The organism is Oceanispirochaeta sp. M1 (assembly GCF_003346715.1).
Lineage (GTDB): Bacteria > Spirochaetota > Spirochaetia > DSM-2461 > DSM-2461 > Oceanispirochaeta.
The window spans coordinates 1-4,294 of sequence record NZ_QQPQ01000094.1; the positions used below are offsets into that span (position 1 = coordinate 1).

The following is a 4,294-nucleotide window of genomic DNA, read 5'->3' on the forward strand; positions in this document are numbered from 1 at the left end:
TCTTCCTTTCAATATTTGTCATGAACTTGGACAAAATGTGTTCCAAAGAAATGAGAGAAATTGAAGAAAGATTCAAAATCAGGAGAACTAGGGTTGCCTGAAAGACTTTTTCAGTAAGCCCTATTTAGATCGAAAAATTATTACGACTTTGTTCCATGAGGGATGTGTTTACTGATGCCAGGATTCCCAGGTGGAGACTTGGGTGTCTACATGATACCTGGATGAATTACTTCTGAAAAGAACTGAAGCAAACCTTCACTATCCTGTATAAAACCTTATTAAAGGAAAAAAACATATGTCCGGCACGCTGTAATCCCATTATAGAGAGAATAACATCTGACTGACACTGTACAAAGAATCGCTGCTCAAAGGATTAAAATTAGCAATATAACACACAGCTGAAAGGAGGGGATTCACCCCTTTGGCTGAGATGGCCTGAACTTGACACATAAAATTAAACCTCCCTTTTTGAGAGAGGTTCAGAAATAAAAAACTAATCTTATACCAGTTTTTTTAAATCCTCGGCCTTATCGGTTTTCTCCCAAGAGAATTCATCCCGTCCGAAATGTCCATAAGCAGCAGTCTCCTGATAAATAGGTCTCTTCAGATCCAGTTTTTTAATGATTCCCGCAGGAGTCAGATCAAAAACATCATTGACTGCTTTTTTAATAACCTGAACATCAACCTTGGCCGTACCAAAATCCTCCACCAGGATACTGATGGGATAGGGAACACCTATTGCATAGGCCAGTTCAACCTCACAGCGGTCACAGAGTCCGGCTGCGACAATATTTTTAGCTACATACCGTGCCATATAGGCCGCAGAGCGGTCCACCTTGGAAGGGTCCTTCCCGCTGAAAGCTCCCCCACCATGACGTCCCATTCCACCGTAGGTATCAACGATGATCTTACGCCCCGTTAGGCCGGTATCACCGTGAGGTCCACCAATGACAAACCTTCCGGTGGGATTGATGAAGTATTCTGTATCATCTGCCAGTAATCCTGTCGGCTCCAGAACCAGATTGATGATTTTTTTTATGATTTCCGATATCAGTTCTTCATAACTGATATTCTCATCATGCTGATGACTGACAACAACCGTATTGATTTTTTTCGGTGTATGACCATCATATTCGACAGTTACCTTACTCTTAGAGTCTGGACGCAGCCAGGTTAAAACACCATTTTTCTGATTTTTGCCGCATGACTCAATATTTGATGTGAATACATGATGGGGGCCGGCATCAATTCAGGTGTTTCATTTCAGGCATATCCAAACATCATGCCCTGATCTCCCGCCCCCTGTTCCCCTTTGTATAATCCTGTACCAGAAACTCCCTGTGATATATCGGGGCTCTGACTGTGAAGCATATTCACAACGGCCATGGACTTATAGTCCAGTCCGTATTCGGGCTTTTCATAACCAATCTTTTTGGCCACACCACGGACTATCTCCTGAAGATCTACATATGCTTCAGTAGTTATCTCTCCACCAACCAGAACCATACCAGTGGTGGCAAAGGTTTAACAGGCTACCCGGCTTTCAGTATACTGTCTTAAACAGGCATCCAATACGGCATCAGATACCTGGTCACACAATTTATCAGGATGGCCTTCACTGACACTCTCTGATGTAAATAGATCTCTCATTCATAACACTCCTTAGATTTTTTATAAATTCTAAAGTTTACAGGGCTCCCGGAAATCAAGAAAGCAAAAAACCGGAAACCGTTTCTGTTTCACTTGTAAATTACAATTTCATTTATCATATATAGATCCCCGTTTTGTTGAAGACCAGTATATCTGATTTGAAATAGGGTTATCAGTCCTACAGACTGTTTTGAAAATTAACATAGATTTTTAAAGGGAGCAATAAGAGTGTTTGAGTGATCAGGGTTGCACACATAGGAATTGGTCAGGATAATTTGAGAATCCTCCCAAAGAGGGGGCAGCGCAATACCCGGCCAGTGGCCCGGCGGCGCGTCAGCAGAGCCGGATAAAGCCCCAGGTTGCATGGGCGAGCAATGAAGCGAGGGGGAGACTTCCCCCTTCATAATTCACTAAAACCAAGAAAACACCGAGCAAAAGCCTTATATTTATAGATAGATTTCAGAAAAACTAAGGAGTCAACTATAAAAAAATATTCATTTTATTTCTTCTGGTGGCTCTTGCAACCTCTCTGTCCGCCTATGATCTTGATGCTGTAAAAGACAGTTTTCAGAGCTTTGCAGATGAAACAGCCAACGCCCTGCCCCTGGCAGCAAGTATGGGACTGAACTGGAATGATGCTTATGGCGGCAAGTTCCCCCATTTTGGAATTGGTTTGACTGCGGGGGCCGTGTTTCTCCCCTCCGAGGCCTTTGAAGAGGTCTATGCCCTGACGGGTAATGATGGCCTGGGTGACTATGGCACACTGGGTGTTCCCCTTCCTGTTTATTCAATTGATGCCCGCCTGGGTCTGCCTGTGATACCCTTTGAAATTGGTTTTAAAATCGGTATTCTGAATCCTGACATGCTTGATCTTGAGGGTGTGTCTGTGGGGTTTAAGATGATTGGTGGAGACATCCGCTGGGGAATTATTGAGGATAAGAAATTTCTTCCCGATGTGTCCCTTGGATTCGCTTATACCTGGCTCAATGGAGATATCATAGTCCCCGTTGCGGATCAGACGGTAGATATTTCCGGTACAGGTGCGGGAACAACCCTGAGTCTTGAAGATTCAGACATGAATTACAACTGGAGCACCAATGTTATGGATCTAAAGGCTCAGGTGAGCAAGAAGCTCCTCTTTATAAACCTTTCTGCGGGTGCGGGCTATTCCTACGGCTTTTCAACCGCCGGTGGAGGTCTGACGGCTTCAAATGTCTATGTGGACGGAACATTGATCGATAGTACTCAGATCAGCCAGATTGAAGATGCCACAGGCCTATCAGTTGATCCAAACGGTTTGAATGTCCTTTCAGAGGTTAACGGTGGTTCTTTCCGCCTGTTCGGTGGTGTGGGCCTGAGTATCTTTATACTGAAGATTGATATGGGTGTGGTCTATGGTTTGCCCAGCCAGAGCCTTGGGTTGTCGGCCAACGCCAGGATTCAGTATTAGAAGGGTCCCGACCCTCGATCAGCCGCAGCAGTTCTTATATTTCTTCCCACTCCCACAGGGACAGGGGTCATTCCGACCTTTTTTATCCTGATGCAGGGCTATGACCTGACCGGCCACAGAGTCTGTTGTCCCCTTGAGGAGTTTTTTCTGCCGTATGGCTTCCTCTTTCAGGTAAATAAAGGCCTGATTGTAGAGATCCCAATGATCAGATGCGCTATGGTCCAGAAAGGAGCCGGCAAAGTCCAGGCTTTCGGAATTGCTTAGATAATCGGTCTGAATACTGCGGGAGGCCAGATCAATTACAAAGGTATAGACAGGGGGCGGTGAAAGAGGCTGCCCTTCTCCGGGATAATTATATATGGCGATGCCAAGATCCTGACAACTGCAACTGGGATTATCGCATACATTGCCAGGTACACAGACATAGAGATTGTCCTTATATTTAGAGCGCTCAAGGCGAAAGACGAAGGGTTCTCCTTTGGCAATATCCGGGGTGTTTTGTGTATTTTCCATGAAGCAAATGTAACATGGAAAATATAAGCTTTAAACCCTTAGGTCTATGGCATGGAGGATGCGACAGCAGAGCGAAGGGAGATATTCCCCCCATATATCATCTCTTACGCTGTAGTTTGAAGAGCCCTCATTCCAGGTTGACCACATCGTCTATGGTGGAATTAAGGTCATCCAATAGAATGGTTCTGTTGCCGTCACTGTCTATTTTCATGAGGCAGGAGGTCCTATCTTCAAGGAGGATTCCCTGCACGTAGAGGCTTCCGTCCGGGGAGGGATTGATGGAGAGTACCTCTATTAAACCGGGGGGTATAATATTCTCGACTGTGTCAGTAGAAGGGTTAAGTCTGATGAGGGAGGGAGATCCGCTTGCCGTGTATCCAGAGAGAATGAGCGTATCATTCTGCACTGCTCCGGCAGCCAGGCTTTCAAGACCCGTATAATCGATACTCCGGGGTGTTGACGAGGGATTAGCCACTTCATGAAGGAAAGAAACACTATCAAAGGAATCCATAATTAAGGTTCTGTCTGATAATTTAAATACATAATCTCCATCGAAAGGGGCTGTTGCAAAAGTCTAATTAGACTAAAGCGACAGCCCTTTTCTTTTTCAAAACAATTATTCGAAAGTCTTTAAATGTAAAAAGGGGCCGCAAAGCGACCCCATCGTGCTACAATTTGTTT

At 44.8% G+C, this 4,294-nt stretch carries 3 protein-coding genes and 1 pseudogene; 1 reads left to right on the forward strand and 3 read right to left on the reverse strand.

Annotated elements, in window-relative coordinates:
* Window positions 1-499: 499 nt before the first annotated feature.
* A pseudogene (gene metK / locus DV872_RS25740) lies at window positions 500-1,650 on the reverse strand (methionine adenosyltransferase).
* A gap of 511 nt (window positions 1,651-2,161) precedes the next feature.
* Here metK and DV872_RS25745 point away from each other — a divergent pair.
* Window positions 2,162-3,100 carry a hypothetical protein gene (locus DV872_RS25745; protein WP_114632846.1) on the forward strand — a complete coding sequence of 313 codons (939 nt, stop codon included), beginning with the start codon at window positions 2,162-2,164 and terminating at the stop codon, window positions 3,098-3,100.
* Window positions 3,101-3,118: 18 nt separating this feature from the next.
* Here the strand turns inward: DV872_RS25745 and DV872_RS27075 are convergent, their stop codons facing one another.
* Complete coding sequence (locus tag DV872_RS27075; protein WP_230391694.1) at window positions 3,119-3,613, reverse strand: SEC-C metal-binding domain-containing protein; 495 nt, start codon at window positions 3,611-3,613, stop codon at window positions 3,119-3,121.
* Window positions 3,614-3,740: 127 nt separating this feature from the next.
* Entirely contained in the window at window positions 3,741-4,124 is a 384-nt protein-coding gene (locus DV872_RS25755) for a hypothetical protein (RefSeq protein ID WP_114632847.1), read from the reverse strand.
* Window positions 4,125-4,294 lie beyond the last annotated feature (170 nt).

Coding starts and splice junctions, on each gene's coding strand:
- DV872_RS27075 (WP_230391694.1), bottom strand. CDS start 3,613: ATGGAAAATACACAAAACACCCCGGATATTGCCAAAGGAGAACCCTTC.
- DV872_RS25755 (WP_114632847.1), bottom strand. CDS start 4,124: ATGGATTCCTTTGATAGTGTTTCTTTCCTTCATGAAGTGGCTAATCCC.